Source organism: Phycicoccus sp., from assembly GCF_035325325.1.
In the GTDB taxonomy this organism is placed as follows: domain Bacteria; phylum Actinomycetota; class Actinomycetes; order Actinomycetales; family Dermatophilaceae; genus Phycicoccus.
The window spans coordinates 337098-352752 of record NZ_DAOLAC010000001.1; the positions used below are offsets into that span (position 1 = coordinate 337098).

The window sequence follows — 15655 nt, forward strand, 5'->3', positions numbered from 1 at the left end:
GCCCGCAGTGCCTTGGTGACGTTCATCCGGGTGTTCGACGGCGTGATGACGGTGTCGATGTACCCGCGCTCGGCGGCGACGTACGGGTTGGCCAGCGCCTCCTCGTACTGCTTGATGAACGCGGCGCGCGCCTCCTCGACCGACTCCCCGGCCTCGCCCGCCTTCTTCAGCTCCTTGCGGTAGAGGATGTTCACCGCTCCCTGCGCGCCCATGACCGCGATCTGGGCCGTCGGCCAGGCGAGGTTGATGTCGGCCCCGAGGTGCTTGGACCCCATGACGTCGTAGGCGCCGCCGTAGGCCTTGCGGGTGATGACGGTGACGAGCGGGACGGTGGCTTCGGAGTAGGCGTAGATGAGCTTGGCGCCGCGGCGGATGATGCCGTCCCACTCCTGGTCGGTGCCGGGGAGGAAGCCCGGGACGTCGACGAAGGTCAGCACCGGCACGTTGAAGGCGTCGCAGGTGCGTACGAAGCGGGCCGCCTTCTCGGAGGCGTCGATGTCGAGGGTGCCGGCGAACTGCATGGGGTTGTTCGCGACGACGCCGACCGAGCGGCCCTCGACGCGCCCGAACCCGGTGATGATGTTCGGCGCGAAGAGCGGCGAGACCTCGAGGAACTCGCCGTCGTCGAGCACCTTCTCGATGACCGCGTGCATGTCGTACGGGACGTTGGGACTGTCCGGGATGACCGTGTCGAGGAAGCGGTCGTCGTCGGTGACCTCGAGGTCGTTCTCCTCGCCGAAGACCGGCGGGTCCTCCATGTTGTTGCTCGGGAGGTAGGAGAGCAGCGCCTTGACGTACTCGACGGCGTCCTCCTCGTCGGTGCCCATGTAGTGCGCCACACCGGACTTCGTGTTGTGCGTCCGGGCGCCGCCGAGCTCCTCGAACCCGACGTCCTCCCCGGTGACCGTCTTGATGACGTCGGGACCGGTGATGAACATGTGCGACGTCTGGTCGACCATCACCGTGAAGTCGGTGACCGCGGGGGAGTACACCGCGCCGCCGGCGCAGGGGCCCATGATGAGCGAGATCTGCGGCACGACGCCCGAGGCGTGGACGTTGCGCCGGAAGATCTCGCCGTACAGGCCGAGCGACACGACACCCTCCTGGATGCGCGCGCCGCCCGAGTCGTTGAGCCCGACCACCGGGCAGCCGACCTTCATGGCGAAGTCCATGATCTTGACGATCTTCTCGCCGAACACCTCGCCGAGCGAGCCGCCGAAGACGGTGAAGTCCTGGGCGAACACGGCGACCGTGCGGCCGTCGACCGTGCCGTAGCCGGTCACGACGCCGTCGCCGTAGGGGCGGTTCCTGTCCTGGCCGAACGCGACCGACCGGTGCCTGGCGTATTTGTCCATCTCGACGAAGCTGCCGTCGTCGAGGAGCATCTCGAGGCGTTCGCGGGCGGTCTTCTTGCCGCGCGCGTGCTGCTTCTCGACGGCGCGGTCGGAGCCGGCGTTCGCGACCTCGGCGACGCGGCGCTTGAGGTCGGCCAGCTTCCCGGCCGTCGTGGTGGTGTCGATGTCGGCGGGGACGTCGGTGCCACCGATGGAGTGGAGGTCGCTCTTCGCCATGCTGCGAGCCTAGCCTTGGCGTCGTGAGCGAGAACCCCCGAATCCGCCCCCTGGGCGCGGTGTCCGTCACACCCGGCGACCCGTGGCTCCCGGTCGAGGTCCACGAGCGCGTCGGCTCGACCAACGACCTCGTCCGTGAGGACCCCCGGCCGTGGCGGGTCGTCGTCGCCGACGTCCAGGAGAGCGGGCGCGGCCGGCTGGGCCGGACCTGGACGACGACGCCCGGGACCGCCCTCGCGGTGTCGGTCCTCGTGCCCGAGCCGCCGTCGGGCGCCGGATGGGTCCCGCTGCTCGCCGGCCTGGCGCTGCACCGCGCGGTCGCGGAGGTCTCCGGCGTGGCGACGGCGCTCAAGTGGCCCAACGACGTCCTCGTGCCCGGCGACGGCGACCGCAAGCTCGCCGGCCTGCTCTGCGAGTGGACCCCGGCCGGCGTCGTCGTCGGGGCCGGGGTCAACGTCGACACCGCGCGGGAGGACCTCCCCCTCGACACCGCGACGTCGCTGCGGGCGGCCGGCGCGCCCGGCACCGACCGCACGAGCCTCCTCGAGGCGTACCTGCGTCACCTCGCCGCGGTGCTGCGCGAGGACACCGGACCCGACGGGGCCTCCGTCGCCGCCTACCGCGCCGCGTGCTCGACCGTGGGACGGGACGTCGAGGTGCACGCGCCCGACGGGACGGTCCGGGAGGGCAGGGCGACAGGCGTCGACGCGGAGGGCAGACTGACCGTGCGCACCGAGACCGGGACGAGCAGCGTCTCCGCCGGCGACGTCGTCCACGTCCGGTCGCGCTGAGCCGAGGGAGGTGGGATGGCGGACGAGCAGCCGGGGGAGGAGACCGTCCTCCCCGTCCCGCCGCCGGAGCCGGCCTCGGACGACCTCGCCGAACGCGTCGAGCGCGCGCTCCTGGGCCGCTCGGCGTCGATGGCCCGGGCGGAGGTCAGCGAGGCCGCCGGGGTCGACCCCACCGAGGCCCGCCGGTTCTGGCACGCGATGGGCTTCCAGGTCGTCGAGGACGACGAGGCCATGTTCACCGAGGCCGACCGGCAGGCGCTGCGCCGGGTGACCGACATGGTGCAGCGGGGGTCGGTGAGCGAGGAGCTCGCCCTCGGGATGACCCGCGCCTTCGCCCGCACCGCCGACCGGCTCGCGGTGTGGCAGACCCAGCTCGTCGCCGAGTCGCTCACCCCCGACGTCGCCGAGCAGCACGAGGGCAAGGACACGCGCTCGGTGCCGGAGCCCGGCATCGCCGCCGACGCCGCCAACCTCCTCGCCCGCACCATCGACGAGGTCGAGCCGCTCCTGGTGTACGTGTGGCGGCGGCACCTGACCAACGCGATCCAGCGCATGCTCGCCGATGCCGACCCCGCGGTCCGCTCGGACCCCTCGGCCCCGTTCCGCGCGGTCGGGTTCGCCGACCTCGTCTCCTTCACCTCGTTCGTGCGCCGGATGAGCGAGCGCCAGCTGGCGCGTCTCGTCCAGCGCTTCGAGCTGCTCGCGAGCGACGTCGTCGCCGAGCACGGTGGCCGCGTCATCAAGACCGTCGGGGACGAGGTGCTGTTCGTCCACACCGAGGTCGCGGCGGCCTCGGCGATCGCCCTCGACCTCGTCGACGCGATGGCCGAGGACGAGCTGCTGCCCCCGGTCCGGGTCGGGATGGCCCACGGCCGGGTCATCTCCCGGCTCGGGGACGTCTTCGGCGTCACGGTCAACAAGGCCAGCCGGATCACCGCCGTCACGCCCTCCGGCACCGTCTACGTCGACGAGGACATGGCGCGGGCGCTCGGCTCCGTCTCGGGCTTCACGGCCGTCGAGCAGCGGCGCCGGATGCTGCGGGGCATCGGGGTCGTCACCCTCCACGAGCTGCGACGCGCACCCGGTGGGCGTCGTCCCACCGTGCCGAACCCGTCCGCGTGACTACGATCGGGCCCATGACGAAGGTGTTGCTCGCCGAGGACGACCCGGCCATCTCCGACCCGCTCGCCCGCGCGCTCCGGCGTGAGGGCTACGACGTCGAGGTGTGCTCCGACGGCGAGTCCGCCCTCGAGGCGGCCCTGCGCCAGCCCGACCTCGTCGTCCTCGACCTCGGCCTGCCGAAGATGGACGGGCTCGAGGTGTGCCGCCGGCTGCGCCAGGAGGGCAGCGGCGTGCCGGTGCTCATCCTCACCGCGCGCGCCGACGAGGTCGACACCGTCGTCGGGCTCGACGCCGGCGCGGACGACTACGTGACCAAGCCGTTCCGGCTCGCCGAGCTGCTGGCCCGGGCCCGGGCGCTGCTGCGGCGCGGCGTCGTCGAGCCGAGCGACGAGGGCGGGCAGCCGCTCATCGACATCGACCCGGACGGCCGACGCGTCTTCCTCCGCGGCGAGGAGGTGCAGCTGACCGGCAAGGAGTTCGAGCTGCTGCGCGTCCTCGTCGCCAACGAGGGCAAGGTCGTCTCCCGCGAGAAGCTGATGCGCGACGTCTGGGACAGCGCCTGGTACGGCTCGACGAAGACCCTCGACATGCACATCTCGGTGCTGCGCCGGAAGCTCGGCGACGACGCCGGGAGCCCCCGGTACATCACGACGATCCGCGGGCTCGGCTTCCGGTTCGACTCGCCGGAGGACTGACCGCCGGTGCGTCGCATCGCCCTCACGGTCGCCCTCCAGGCGGCCGCCGTCACCGGGCTGAGCCTCGGCGTCGCCGCGCTCGTCGTGCTCGCCGCGACCTCCCCGACGGCCGACGACCCCGGCTCGTGGGTGGTCCCCGGGCTCGTCCTGCTCGTCGCCCTCGCCGTGTCGGTGCTCGGGGCGATGTGGTTCGCCGAGCGCAGCGGCTCGCGGCTCTCGGCGCTCCTGGAGACGCTGCGCCAGCGGGTGGAGCGGCTCAACGCCGGTGAGCGCCCGGTGCCGATCGACTCGGGCGTCGTCGAGGTCGACAAGCTGGACGCGGCCCTCATCCGGGGGGCCCAGCAGGGCGCCCGGCGGCTCGCGTCCGAGCGCGACTTCGCCGCGGACGCCTCGCACCAGCTGCGCACGCCGCTCACCGCGCTCCTCATGCGGCTCGAGGAGATCAACCTCACCGACGACCTCGCCGTCGTCGCCGAGGAGTCGACGATCGCCATCGACCAGGTCGAGCGGCTGAGCAAGGTCGTCGACGACCTCATGTCGCGCACCCGTCACGGCGCCGAGCTCAACCCGTCCGTGTCGCTGGACTCGGTGCTCGCCTCGCTCCAGCGCGAGTGGCAGCCGGCGTTCGCCAACGCCCGGCGGAGCATCAAGGTGAGCGGCGAGCGCGGGCTCGTGGTGCGGGCCACGCCGGTCGCCCTCGGGCAGATCCTCACGACCCTGCTCGAGAACTCGCTCGCCTACGGGCGCGGCACGGTCGAGGTCAACGCCCGCCGGGCGGGCCCGTCCGTCGTCATCGAGGTGAGCGACCAGGGCGACGGCGTGCCGGCCACGATGGCACCGCACATCTTCGAGCGCTCGGTGTCCTCCTCCGGCTCCGGGCTGGGGCTGTCGCTGGCCCGCGACCTGGCCGAGGGTGCCGGCGGCCGCCTGGAGCTCGCCCGGGCGACCCCGCCGGTCTTCGCCCTCTTCCTCTCGGTGAGCACCGACTGACCGGCGCGGGCCTCAGAGGGGCTCGTGCGAGAAGACGAGCCGCCGGTAGGCCCAGAACCGGAAGAGCGTGCCGAGGCCGATGCCGACGACGGTCGAGACGTTGTCGGCCAGCCGCGAGGTGAACCCGAGCCCGTAGTGCGACAGGGCGAGGGTGAGCGCCGACAGCCCCAGCGCGACGAGGTTGACGCCGAAGAAGAGCGCGACCTCGTGGTGGACCGGACGGCTGCGGCGGTGACGGAAGGTCCACTGCCGGTTGCCCAGCCACGCGACGAGCGTCGCGACCGCGCCGGAGATGATCTTCGCCGTCGTCACCTTGTCCGGGAGGACGGTGTGCCACAACAGGTTCGCGCCGCCGAGGTCGATGACGAAGGCGACCGCGCCGACGACGCCGAACTTGATCATCTCGCGGTAGAGGACGTCGACCGCACCCCGGGCCGCAGCCAGGGCGCGCGCGAGGGGTCCCCCCGAGGGGGCGTCCTGGGCGGTCACCCACGCAGCCTACCGAGCGCCGTCGGTATCCTCGCCGGGTGACCACCCCCCGCCGTGCGCCCGGAGGATTCCCCGTCGTCGGCATCGTCGGCGGCGGCCAGCTGGCCCGGATGTGCGCCGGCCCGGCGGCCGAGCTCGGCATCACCCTCAGCGTCCTCGCCGAGGCGGAGGACGCCAGCGCGGCGCTCGTCGTGCCGAGCAGCCCGGTCGGCCACCACACCGACGCCGCCGCCGTGCTCGCCTTCGCGCAGGCCTGCGACGTCGTCACCTTCGACCACGAGCACGTCCCGCCCGACGTCCTCGAGGAGCTCGTCGCGACCGGGGTGCCGGTGCACCCCAGCCCGGGGGCGCTGCGCTTCGCCCAGGACAAGCTCGCGATGCGCGAGCGGCTCACCGCCCTCGGCGTGCCGTGCCCTCGATGGGTGCGGGCCGACACCGCCGCCGACGTCGAGGCGTTCGCGGCCGAGGTCGGCTGGCCGATCGTCGCGAAGACGCCGCGCGGGGGCTACGACGGCAAGGGCGTGGCGGTCGTCGCCTCCGCCGCCGAGCTGGCCGACTGGCTCGCCCGCGCGGCCGACGCGGGGACCGGGCTGCTCCTCGAGGAGAGGGTGCCGTTCCGGCGCGAGCTCGCCGTCCTCCTCGCGCGCAGCCCGTCCGGACAGGCCGCCGCGTGGCCGGTCGTCCAGACGGTCCAGACCGACGGCATCTGCACCGAGGTCCTCGCGCCCGCGCCGGACCTCGACCCCGACCTGTCGGCGCGCGCCGTCGAGGCCGGCCTGCGGGTCGCCGGCGAGCTCGGGGTCACCGGCGTCCTCGCCGTCGAGCTCTTCGAGGTGGCGCAGGAGGGGCACGAGCCCTCGTTCGTCGTCAACGAGCTCGCGATGCGCCCGCACAACTCCGGGCACTGGTCGATGGACGGCGCCGTCACCGGGCAGTTCGAGCAGCACCTGCGGGCGGTGCTCGACCTCCCGCTCGGCTCGCCGCGGCCGCGCGGGGCGTGGACGGTCATGGCCAACGTCCTCGGCGGCGACTACCCGGAGCTCTATCCCGCCTACCGGCACGTCATGGCGCGCGACCCCGAGGCCAAGGTGCACCTCTACGGCAAGGACGTCCGCCCGGGCCGCAAGATCGGGCACGTCAACGTCTCCGGCGACGACCTCGCCGACCTGCGCGAGCGGGCCGGCCACGCCGCCGACTACCTCCAGGGAGTGGTCACCGAATGAGCCCGCAGCAGCCGGTCGTCGGCGTCGTCATGGGGTCCGACTCGGACTGGCCGGTCATGGAGGCCGCGGTCACCGCGCTCGACGAGCTGGGCGTCGCCTGCGAGGTCGACGTCGTCTCCGCGCACCGGATGCCCGAGGAGATGCTCGAGTACGGCCGCAGCGCCGAGGAGCGCGGGCTGCGCGTCGTCATCGCGGGGGCGGGCGGGGCCGCGCACCTGCCGGGAATGCTCGCCTCGGTCACGTCGCTGCCGGTCATCGGGGTGCCGGTGCCGCTGAGGCACCTCGACGGGATGGACTCGCTGCTCTCGATCGTCCAGATGCCGGCCGGCGTGCCGGTGGCGACCGTCTCGGTCGGCGGGGCCCGCAACGCCGGGCTCCTCGCGGCCCGCATCCTCGGCGCCGGCGAGGGGGCCGAGGCCGAGCGGCTGCGGGCGGCGATCGGCGAGTTCCGGGCCGCGCTGCGCGAGCAGGCACACGCGAAGGGTGCCGCCCTGCGCGAGCGCCGCGGCTGACGGTCGGCCGGCCGCGGTCGGGCGGGTCGGCCGTCCTCAGCGCTGCATGCCGTCGCGGCGGACCTTCGGCCACTCGATCTTCGGGCAGGTGTCCATGACGACGTCGAGGCCGGCCCGGCGGGCGCGGTCGGCGGCGTCCGGGTCGACGACCCCGACCTGCATCCAGATCGCGTCGAGCATCAGCCGGTCCTTGTGCTCGATCGCCTCGTCGACGACGGCGCCGACGAGGGAGGAGTTGACGAAGCAGTCCACGACCTTGAGGTCCTGGTCGGGGATGTCGGCGATGCTCGCGTAGCCCTGCGCGCCGTGCACCGTCTCGGCCTTGGGGTGGACCGGGATGATCGGGGTGCCGAGCTCGAAGGTCATCCACCGCGAGACCGACCAGGCGGGCCGCGACCGGTTGTTCGAGAGCCCGACGACGACCCAGATCCCGGGGTCCATGAGCAGCTCGCGGATGAGGTCGGGGTCGTTCTGGTGGCTCAGTGCTCCCATCCCGTCATCATGCCCCGTTCGTGCAGGTGGCGGGGGCCTTCGAGGGGGTCAGTCGCTGCCGAAGAGGTCGCGCGTGTAGACGCGCTCGGCGACGTCGGCGAGCTCGGGGACCAGCCGGTTGGCGACGATGACGTCGGCCTGCTCCTTGAGCTCCTCGAGCGTGACGACGCGCGAGCCGAAGAAGGTGCGTCCCTCGAGCTCGGGCTCGTGGACGACGACCTCGACGCCCTTGGCCTTGAGGCGCTTCATGACGCCCTGCACGCTGCTGCTGCGGAAGTTGTCCGAGCCGGCCTTCATGATGAGGCGATGGATCCCGACCACCCTCGGGCCGCGGGCGAGGATGTCGCGGGCGACGAAGTCCTTGCGGGTCGTGTTGGCGTCGACGATCGTCTGGATAAGCGTCTGCGGCCCGTCGGCGTAGCTGGCGAGGAGCTGCTCGGTGTCATTGGGCAGGCAGTAGCCGCCGTAGCCGAAGCTCGGGTTGTTGTAGTGGGTGCCGATGCGCGGGTCGAGTCCGACGCCGTCGATGATCTGGCGGGTGTCGAGCCCGTGGGTGGCGGCGTAGGTGTCGAGCTCGTTGAAGTACGCGACGCGCATGGCGAGGTAGGTGTTGGCGAACAGCTTGATCGCCTCGGCCTCGGTGGGGTCGGTGAGCAGGACCGGCACGTCCGGGTCGAGCGAGGCCTCGGCGAGCAGGCGGGCGAAGAGCTCGCCCTGCGGCCCGCGGTCGCCGACGACGATCCGGGAGGGGTGGAGGTTGTCGTGCAGTGCCCGGCCCTCGCGCAGGAACTCGGGGGAGAAGATGACCCGCTCGGTGCCGAGCCGCTCGCGCAGGCCGCGGGTGAAGCCGACGGGGACCGTCGACTTGATGACGGCGGTCGCCCCCGGCTCGATCTCGTGGACGTCGCGCACGACCTGCTCGACGCTGCTGGTGTCGAAGTAGTTCGTCTGCTCGTCGTAGTTGGTCGGGGTGGCCACCACGACGAAGTCGGCTCCGCGGTAGGCCTCGTGCTTGTCGGTCGTGACGGTGAGGTCGAGGGTGCCGGCGCCGAGCAGCTCCTCGATGTCGGGGTCCTGGATGGGGCTGCGCCCGGCCCGCAGCGTCTCCACCCGGGACGCGTCGATGTCGAAGGCGACGACGCGGTGCCGGCGGGCGAGCAGCACCGCGAGCGAGAGCCCGACGTAGGAGGTTCCGACGACGGCGATCCGGTGGCTCACGGCGACAGCCTACGCACCGGCCCGCGTGACGCCGCGGCCGTGCGGCATGATCGGCGGAGACGACGACCACCGCGAGGAGACGCGCATGAAGTTCGGACTGTTCATCCCGCAGGGCTGGCGCCACGACCTGGTCGGCATCGACCCGGACCAGCACTGGGGGGTCATGGCAGGCCTGGCCCGGCGCGCGGACGGCATCGAGGAGTGGTCCTCGATCTGGGTGTACGACCACTTCCACCCGGTCCCGCGGCCGACGGAGGCCGGCGTGCACGAGGCCTGGAGCCTGATGGCCGCGTTCGCCGGGGTCACCGGCCGGGTGCGGCTGGGGCAGATGTGCACGTGCATGTCGTACCGCGAGCCGACCTACCTCGCGAAGGTCGCGGCCACGGTCGACGTCGTCTCCGAGGGCCGCCTCGAGATGGGCATCGGGGCCGGTTGGTACGAGCACGAGTGGAAGGCCTACGGCTACGGGTTCCCGGGGGCGGGCGAACGCCTGGCCCGACTCCGCGAGGGCGTCGAGGTGATGCGCCAGATGTGGACCACGGGGCAGGCCACCCTCGACGGTGAGCACTACAGCGTCGACGGTGCGCTGTGCTTCCCCCGGCCGCTGCAGGGGACGTCGCAGCCCGGGTCACGCGCCAACGGGATCCCGATGTGGGTCGCCGGTGGGGGTGAGCGCAAGACGCTGCGCATCGCGGCGGAGTACGCGGACTACACGAACTTCGACGGCACGCCGGAGGGGTTCAGTGCCAAGAGCGCCATCCTCGAGCAGCACTGCAAGGACGTCGGGCGCGACTTCGGCGAGATCGTCCGCAGCGCCAACTACAACGTCGTCATCGGGCGCGACGAGCGCGAGGTCCGCGAGCGGCTGGCCTGGATCCGGAACCACTACGAGTCCGCCGGCCTTCCCGCGGACGTCGTCGAGTCGACGGTGCGCTCGTTCGAGACGGGCCCGCTCGTCGGGACCCCCGAGCAGGTGGTCGAGCGGCTGCGCGACCTCCAGCAGCGGGGGATGACCTACGCCATCACCTACTTCGTCGAGCAGGCCTACGACCTCTCCGGCGTCGAGCTCTTCGAGCGTCAGGTGCTCCCCGAGCTCGTCGACGGCGAGCGGCACGGGCACCTCTGGCACCTGCTGCGGGGCGAGTAGGCGTGAGCGACGAGCACCGGTTGGGGCTCCTGTCCGTCGTGGTGCCCTGCTACGCGGAGGCCGGCAACCTCGCCGACCTGCACGCCGCGGTCGTCCACGCGGCCGAGCCGATCTGTGACCGGCTCGAGCTGATCGTCGTCGACGACGGCAGTCCCGACGCGACCTTCGCCACCGCCACCGCCATCGCGTCCGAGGACCCGCGAGTGAAGGTGATCTCGTTCAGCCGCAACTTCGGCAAGGAGGCGGCCATGCTCGCCGGGCTGAAGGCGAGCACGGGCGACGCGGTGGTCGTCATGGACGGGGACCTGCAGCATCCGCCGGAGCTGCTGCCGGCGCTGGTGGAGGCCTTCCTCGAGGGCCACGACCAGGTGGTCGCGAAGCGCTCCCGCCGCGGTGACCCGTGGCTGCGGACCAAGCTCTCGCAGCTGTACTACCGGATGATGAACCGCCTGGTCGACGTCCACCTCGACGACGGCGTGGGGGACTTCCGGCTGCTGTCCCGGCGTGCGGTCGACGCCGTGGTCTCCCTCGGTGAGATGGTGCGCTTCTCGAAGGGTCTGTTCGCCTGGGTCGGCTTCGACACGGCGGTCATCGAGTACGAGAACCGTGGCCGGGGCGCGGGCGCCTCGGCGTGGACGATCCCCAAGCTCTTCAACTACGGGGTGGACGGAGCGATCTCGTTCAACAGCAAACCCCTGCGGCTCGGCTTCTGGTTGGGAGCGTTCGTCGTGGCCATGACCGCGGTCTACCTCGGGTGGCTCATCGTCAACGTCCTGACCCTGGGCATCGACGTCCCCGGGTACGTCACCCTGGTCGCCCTCGTGACGGGGCTCGGCGGCGTGCAGCTCATCGGCCTCGGCATCATCGGCGAGTACATCGGGCGCATGTACGTCGAGGTGAAGGCCAGGCCGCACTACATCGTGCGGGACGCGGTGGGTCTGCGGCGCCCGGAGGAGTGATGCGCCCCGTCCTCGGACAGTTCCTCCGCTTCGCCGTGGTCGGCGTCGCGAACACCGCGATCTACTACGTGGTCTACCTGCCGCTGCGCCTGCTCGTGGGGTACGTGGCCGCCCACGTGGTGGCCTGGTTCGTGTCCACGGCCGCCTCGTTCGTCCTCAACTGCCGCTTCACCTACAAGGTGCCGACGACGGTCCGCCGGGCCGTGCTCTACCCCTTCAGCAACGTGCCCAACCTGCTGGCCACGACCGTCGGCGTCGTGGCGCTCGTCGAGCTGGCCGGCATGTCGGCGAAGCTCGCGCCGCTGGTCGCCGGGATCCTCGCGATCCCGCTCACCTTCCTCGTGCAACGCACGCTCATGGTCGGGCGGTGGTCGGGGGACCCGGTGGTGTCGACGGCCCCCGGTCCGACGATTCCTCCGGGGTCGCCGACCGACGTCGACGCCGAGCCTCCCACCCGCTGAGGAGGAGGACGGCGAGCGCCGCAGCGAGGGACACGGCCGCTCCCGGCACGAGCCCGGGGGTTCGGTAGCGGCACGAGAGCTCGGTGGCCTGCTCGAGGTGGACCGCCAGGAGCCCCGACACCGGCTCGACGGCGGCGGAGCGGCCGTCGAGCGTGCACTGCCAGCCCACGGACGCCGTTGTCGAGACGAGCGCCGTGCCCGTGGCCGGAGTCCGCCATCGTGCGGTGACCGAGGTGCCGCCCACCGAGGTCGCGGGGGCGTTGCTGCGGTCCGTCGTCACGAGGGCGGACAGCGCGGCGGTGTCGAGGCAGCCGACCGGGGCGGCGGGGAGGTCGACCCGACCCGACGACGCCAGGGTGTACGACTGGGGCTCGCCCGTCGCGACGGTGTCGAGTGTGCGCACCCCCACGGCGGAGTTGCGGCCGAGGTGCTTGCGGTCGAGGGGGTTCAGGGCCAGCCGCGTGCCGTCCACGCCCTGGACGGCGCCGACCTGCCGCGGGGCCCAGAGCTGCGGGGTGGTCCCGGCGGGGCAGGTGACCTCCAGGACGGGGGCGACGTCCGGCCCGAAGGAGCGGGTGAGGCCCTGGGCGGTGAGCGGGAAGCGCTCGTCACCGACGTGGAGCGCCGCCTCGCCTGCTCGGTAGACGGTGCGACCGGCGAGCGCGTTCCGGGCCGCGAACGGTCCGGAGAGGGGCGCGTCACCCGGTGCCGACGACGGCGCGAGGAGGGTGACCAGCGGACGGACCGGTCCCGGCTCACCCTCGCTCCCGGGGCCGCGGACCACCACGCCGAGCAGGGGGTCGAGCCCGGGGTCCGGGCGGTGGTGGACCGAGCGGCCGTAGCCCGCCCAGTCGAGGCCGAGCCCCCGCAGGGCCGTGCTGGTCGCGGCGGACATCGTGCTGCTGTAGTAGGACACGCCCGCGTACCCGTAGAGGAGGGGAGCGTTGAGGCTGCGTGCGCCCACCGTCTCGGTGCGCTGCGCGGGGAGACCCGGAGCGCTCCGAACGGCCTCGAGCCGGGCGTCGTCGGCCGGGCCCCAGGGCGCCGGCAGCGCGAACACCTTCGTGCGGAGGGAGTCGACGGCGTACGCGGTGGCCGCTGCCTCGGCGACGCCCGCGATCGTGAGGAGGGCCGCGGCTGCCGTCACGAGTGGACGGCGGCGGGTGCGCGAGGCGAGGGCGAGGACCAAGGGGGTCGCGCCGACGACCAGCGCCACACCGAGGTTGACGCGGTCCGCGTAGGTGCTGCGGAGCCCGACAAGCCCGACGGCCGCCAGCCCGACCAACCCGACGGCCGCGGCCAGGAGGTCGGGGCGGGCGCAGAGGGCGAGCCACGCGGTGACGACGACGACCGCGCAGACGACGAAGGCCTCGCGGTACTGGCTGCCGTTGGGGGTGTCGAAGCCGTGCCACACCAAGGACGTGGGTCCCCACTGGATGCTCAGCACGACGAGGAGGGCCAGGACCGGATAGGTCAGCCGGGTCCGGAGGTCGACCCCTCGGTGCACGACGAGGGAGAGCGCGAGGACCAGGACAGCCGAGCCCACGTACAGCCCGGGGCTGGTCCCGACACCCTCAGTGAGTGGCAGGAAGCGCGACAGCACCGTGGCCCAGGGCCGGGGCACGAAGACCGAGGGTGGTGAGGGCTGGGAGACCCGGACGGCGAGGTAGGTCGGCACCACGAGCCACGCGCTCATGGCCACGCCCAGGACGACGTGCCGGCCGGCGACGACGACGGTGCGCAACGACTGTCGCCAGGAGGTGTCGGCAGCGACCATCCGGGCGAGCAGCAGCAGGCCGGCGCCGATGGTGGCCATGAACCCGGTGTAGAAGTTCGCGACCCACACGAGTGCCACGAGGACGGGGGCGAGGAGGGGGTGCGACCGCGCGCGGGCCCACTCCATGACCAGGGCGAGAAGCGGGAGGGCGACCAGGCCGTTGAGCCACATGGGCACGTACGACCCGTCGTCGAGGGCCCAGCCGCACAGGGCGTACGCGCTGCCGAGAAGGGCTGCGACCCACGGGTTGCCCAACGGCCGCAGCCGTCGGAGGTAGGCGGTCATGGCGCCTGCGGCCAGGGCGTAGAGCGTCGCGGTGACGACGAGCACCGCCGTCTCCAGGTCGTCGCGCGGGAAGAGGGCGACCAGGAGACCGACCGGGCTGCCGACATAGGTGGCGAGGTCGGGCAGGAACGGCACACCGAGCCCGCTGTCCCAGTTCAGCTGCCAGCCACCCTGGGTGGTTCCGCGCAGCAGGTCCCAGAGGTGCGCGTGCTGGGGGACGAACTGGTTGCCCAGGTCGTTGATCCCACGTCCGGCGGAGCCGAACGGGGCCGAGCCGCGCACGGCCAGGACGAGCAGGAACACGGCGGCGGCCAGGACGCCGCTGGCGACCTCGGGCAGTCGCGACGGAGCCGCGGCTCCCGGACGTCTGGTCGGCCACGGCACCCGGTGAGTCTAGGTGGGCCGAGGCGGCTCGGGCACCGGGGCCGGCGGCGCGCCGCCCGTGCGTCGGGCCGGCGGTGGCCACGAGGGCAACGTACCTTTGCGGGTACGTAACTGATGAGTTACATTGTGCCGCGTGGATGCCGTGCTCCAGGCCCTCGCCGACCCCGGTCGGCGGACCGTCCTCGCCATCCTGCGCGACCACCCGGCGACCGCCGGCGAGCTCGCGCAGGCACTGCCCATCGCCCGGCCCGGCGTCTCCCGGCACCTGCGGGTGCTCCGGGAGGCCGGGCTGGTCGAGGTGCGGGCCGAGGCGCAGCGCCGCATCTACACCCTGCGCCCCGAGGCGCTCGTCGAGGTCGACGAGTGGCTCGAGGACTACCGCGCGCTGTGGCGGCACCGCCTCGACGCGCTCCACACCGAGATCGCCCGAGGGAAGAGGGGACGCAGATGAGGACCATCGCGACGACGAGGAGCCTCGGCGAGGGCCGGGGCGTGGTCCGCGTCGAGGATGTCTACGACACGGACGCCGACGACCTGTGGGCGGCCTGCACGACGCCGGAACGGCTCGCCCGCTGGCTCGCCACGGTCACCGGCGACCTGCGCGAGGGAGGCACGCTCGAGGTCGTCTTCACGAGCACGTGGGCCGGCCCGGTGCGCGTCGAGACCTGCGACGCGCCGCACCACCTCGTGCTGACGATGGAGCCCGGCACGCCGGACGAGACCGAGCTCGAGGCGTGGCTGACCCCCGAGGGGCCGCGCACCCGGCTCGTCGTCGAGGAGCGTGGCCTGCCGGAGGGGCACCTGCCCTTCCACGCGTCGGGGTGGCAGGTGCACCTCGAGGACCTGGGGCGCGGCCTCGCCGACGGTGCGAGCGCGCACCCGGACGGCTGGTCGGCGCAGGCGCCCGCCGCGGCGTGGAAGGCCCGGTGGGAGGAGCTGACCCCCGTCTACCGGGACGCCGCGTCCTGACCCCCGGCCGGTGATCCTCCCGCCCGAGCGCGACCTCCGGCTGACCACCGTCCGCCGGGGTGGCACGCTGACCGACGCCGACCACCACCACCTCGCGCGGTGGGCGGCCACCTGTGCCGCGCACGTCCTGCCGTTGTTCGAGGCGGAGCGGCCCGACGACCCGCGCCCGCGCGCGGCGCTCGACGCCCTCCACGCGTGGGTGGCCGGTGACCTGCCGATGATGCGGTGCCGGGCCGCTGGTGGGCACGCGATGGGCGCCGCCCGACACGTGAGCGGTGCACCGCGGTTCGCCGCCTACGCCGCCGGGCAGGCAGCCGTCGTCGCCCACGTCGCGGCGCACGACCTCGGGGCCGCGGCCTACGCCCTGAAGGCGGTGCGGGCCGCGGCGCCGCCCGGGGCGGGTGAGGAGGCCCGACGGGCCGAGTGCCGGTGGCAGCGCGAGCAGCTGCCCCCCGAGGTCAGGGCGTTGGTCCTCGACGACCAGCGGCGGCGAAACGCCCTCTGCTGGAACGTCTTCGACTGACTGTGAGCATCGACAGCGCAGCCTGATGGTGCTGGGCTGTGGTCGAC

The 15655-nt window shown here is 73.1% G+C and carries 17 protein-coding genes; 12 read left to right on the plus strand and 5 right to left on the minus strand.

All coding sequences use genetic code 11. The features are described from left to right. Positions 1–1571 (minus strand): acyl-CoA carboxylase subunit beta (locus PKA89_RS01570; protein ID WP_324415897.1); only part of this gene is annotated, 1571 nt, incomplete at its 3' end. A 23-nt stretch (positions 1572–1594) separates the two neighbouring features. On the opposite strand from PKA89_RS01570, the gene PKA89_RS01575 reads away from it, so the two are divergent. The 4 genes from PKA89_RS01575 to PKA89_RS01590 are packed head-to-tail and all read left to right on the plus strand — an operon-like array spanning position 1595 to position 5169. Then, positions 1595–2362 carry a biotin--[acetyl-CoA-carboxylase] ligase gene (locus tag PKA89_RS01575; protein ID WP_324415899.1) on the plus strand — a complete coding sequence of 256 codons (768 nt, stop codon included), beginning with the start codon at positions 1595–1597 and terminating at the stop codon, positions 2360–2362. Positions 2363–2377: 15 nt separating this feature from the next. Continuing rightward, positions 2378–3484 (plus strand): adenylate/guanylate cyclase domain-containing protein, encoded by a 1107-nt coding sequence (locus tag PKA89_RS01580; protein ID WP_324415901.1) that lies wholly within the window; start codon positions 2378–2380, stop codon positions 3482–3484. 14 nt (positions 3485–3498) lie between these two features. Beyond that, complete coding sequence (locus PKA89_RS01585) at positions 3499–4179, plus strand: response regulator transcription factor (RefSeq protein WP_324415903.1); 681 nt, start codon at positions 3499–3501, stop codon at positions 4177–4179. 6 nt (positions 4180–4185) lie between these two features. Beyond that, positions 4186–5169, plus strand: coding sequence for a HAMP domain-containing sensor histidine kinase (locus PKA89_RS01590; RefSeq protein WP_324415905.1), 984 nt, complete (start codon positions 4186–4188; stop codon positions 5167–5169). Between the two features lie 12 nt (positions 5170–5181). On the opposite strand, the gene PKA89_RS01595 is transcribed toward PKA89_RS01590, so the two are convergent. Next, complete coding sequence (locus PKA89_RS01595) at positions 5182–5658, minus strand: GtrA family protein (RefSeq protein WP_324415907.1); 477 nt, start codon at positions 5656–5658, stop codon at positions 5182–5184. Positions 5659–5696: 38 nt separating this feature from the next. Between PKA89_RS01595 and PKA89_RS01600 the strand changes: the two genes are divergently transcribed. Both PKA89_RS01600 and purE read left to right on the plus strand, forming a co-directional pair. Continuing rightward, complete coding sequence (locus PKA89_RS01600; protein WP_324415909.1) at positions 5697–6881, plus strand: 5-(carboxyamino)imidazole ribonucleotide synthase; 1185 nt, start codon at positions 5697–5699, stop codon at positions 6879–6881. Continuing rightward, positions 6878–7393 carry a 5-(carboxyamino)imidazole ribonucleotide mutase gene (gene purE, locus PKA89_RS01605; RefSeq protein ID WP_324415911.1) on the plus strand — a complete coding sequence of 172 codons (516 nt, stop codon included), beginning with the start codon at positions 6878–6880 and terminating at the stop codon, positions 7391–7393. The genes PKA89_RS01600 and purE overlap by 4 nt, the downstream gene beginning before the upstream one ends. A gap of 36 nt (positions 7394–7429) precedes the next feature. On the opposite strand, the gene PKA89_RS01610 is transcribed toward purE, so the two are convergent. Together PKA89_RS01610 and PKA89_RS01615 are read right to left on the minus strand one after the other, a co-directional pair. Continuing rightward, a complete protein-coding gene (locus PKA89_RS01610) occupies positions 7430–7885 on the minus strand; it encodes a CoA-binding protein (protein WP_324415913.1) in 456 nt (151 codons plus the stop codon). Positions 7886–7933: 48 nt separating this feature from the next. After that, entirely contained in the window at positions 7934–9103 is a 1170-nt protein-coding gene (locus PKA89_RS01615; protein WP_324415915.1) for a nucleotide sugar dehydrogenase, read from the minus strand. A gap of 85 nt (positions 9104–9188) precedes the next feature. Here PKA89_RS01615 and PKA89_RS01620 point away from each other — a divergent pair, with 85 nt between their 5' ends. From PKA89_RS01620 to PKA89_RS01630, 3 genes are read left to right on the plus strand one after another with little or no spacing between them, the layout of a single operon-like run. Continuing rightward, a complete protein-coding gene (locus PKA89_RS01620) occupies positions 9189–10250 on the plus strand; it encodes a TIGR03560 family F420-dependent LLM class oxidoreductase (RefSeq protein WP_324415917.1) in 1062 nt (353 codons plus the stop codon). A 2-nt stretch (positions 10251–10252) separates the two neighbouring features. Beyond that, positions 10253–11209, plus strand: coding sequence for a glycosyltransferase family 2 protein (locus tag PKA89_RS01625; RefSeq protein ID WP_324415919.1), 957 nt, complete (start codon positions 10253–10255; stop codon positions 11207–11209). Further along, positions 11209–11670: a GtrA family protein gene (locus tag PKA89_RS01630; protein WP_324415921.1), complete on the plus strand. Its 462-nt coding sequence runs from the start codon at positions 11209–11211 to the stop codon at positions 11668–11670. The genes PKA89_RS01625 and PKA89_RS01630 overlap by 1 nt, the downstream gene beginning before the upstream one ends. Here the strand turns inward: PKA89_RS01630 and PKA89_RS01635 are convergent. Further along, the gene (locus PKA89_RS01635) at positions 11564–14116 is read right to left on the minus strand and encodes a YfhO family protein (protein WP_324415923.1); all 2553 of its coding nucleotides are present in this window, start codon (positions 14114–14116) and stop codon (positions 11564–11566) included. The genes PKA89_RS01630 and PKA89_RS01635 overlap by 107 nt on opposite strands. A 133-nt stretch (positions 14117–14249) precedes the next feature. Here PKA89_RS01635 and PKA89_RS01640 point away from each other — a divergent pair, with 133 nt between their 5' ends. The 3 genes from PKA89_RS01640 to PKA89_RS01650 are packed head-to-tail and all read left to right on the plus strand — an operon-like array spanning position 14250 to position 15608. Then, on the plus strand, positions 14250–14567 hold the full coding sequence (locus tag PKA89_RS01640) for a metalloregulator ArsR/SmtB family transcription factor (protein WP_324415925.1): 318 nt from the start codon (positions 14250–14252) through the stop codon (positions 14565–14567). Continuing rightward, complete coding sequence (locus PKA89_RS01645; protein ID WP_324415927.1) at positions 14564–15085, plus strand: SRPBCC domain-containing protein; 522 nt, start codon at positions 14564–14566, stop codon at positions 15083–15085. Before PKA89_RS01640 ends, PKA89_RS01645 begins: the two co-directional genes overlap by 4 nt. A gap of 10 nt (positions 15086–15095) precedes the next feature. Next, entirely contained in the window at positions 15096–15608 is a 513-nt protein-coding gene (locus PKA89_RS01650) for a putative immunity protein (protein WP_324415929.1), read from the plus strand. Positions 15609–15655 lie beyond the last annotated feature (47 nt).